Raw genomic sequence first — 919 nt, forward strand, 5'->3', positions numbered from 1 at the left:
ACCCGCCCGCACCGCCCACGCCGCCGCCCCCGAGGCCCGCCGCGCCGCCGCCCTCCGCGACCGCGTCGAGGCCGACCTGCGCAGCGGCGCCACCACCCCGGCCGCACTCCTCCCGGAGATCGGGGCACTGGTCCAGGAGCACCCGTACGACGAAGCCCTCCGCGCCCTCCAGCTGCGCGCCCTGGCCGCCGCGGGCCGCCCCGCCGAAGCCCTCGCCGCGTACGAGCGCACCCGGCGCGACCTCGCCGAAGGCCTCGGCACCGACCCCGGCCCCCAGCTGCGCGCCCTGCACACCGAACTCCTCCGGCCCCCGCCGCCGCCCCCGCCCGCACAGCCCCGCGGCAACCTCCGCCCCCGCCTGACCTCCTTCGTCGGCCGCGAGCCCGAACTCGCCGCCCTCGCCGACGACCTGGCCCGCGTACGCCTCGTCACCCTCACCGGCCCCGGCGGCTCCGGCAAGACCCGCCTCGCCGAGCACGCGGCCGCCGCCCAGCCCGAATCCGGCTGGCTCGTCGAACTCGCCCGCCTCGACCACGGCGCCGCCGTCCCCGGGGCCGTCCTCAGCGCCCTCGGCCTGCGTGAGAACAGCCTCGTCGCCCGCGAGAAGACCCCCGCCGACGCCGACCCCACCACCCTCCTCGTGGAGCACTGCGCACACCGCCGCCTGCTCCTCGTCCTCGACAACTGCGAGCACGTGGTCGACGCCGCCGCCGCCCTCGCCGAGAATCTCCTCACCCACTGCCCCGGCGTACGGATCCTGGCCACCAGCCGCGAACCCCTCGGCGTGCCCGGAGAGTTCCTGCGCCCCCTCGACCCGCTCCCGCCCGGCCCCGCGCACCGGCTCTTCGCCGACCGGGCCGCCGCCGCCCGCCCCGGCTTCCGCCCCGACGAGGACCCGGCCGCCGTCACCGAGATCTGC

1 protein-coding gene is annotated in these 919 nt (G+C 79.1%); it reads left to right on the plus strand.

Annotated elements, in window-relative coordinates:
- Positions 1–919, plus strand: a 919-nt coding sequence (locus tag VR44_RS39210; RefSeq protein WP_045952467.1) for a BTAD domain-containing putative transcriptional regulator, incomplete at both ends; no start/stop codon positions are given.

This window comes from Streptomyces katrae, from assembly GCF_000966975.1.
Taxonomy (GTDB): Bacteria; Actinomycetota; Actinomycetes; order Streptomycetales; family Streptomycetaceae; genus Streptomyces; species Streptomyces katrae.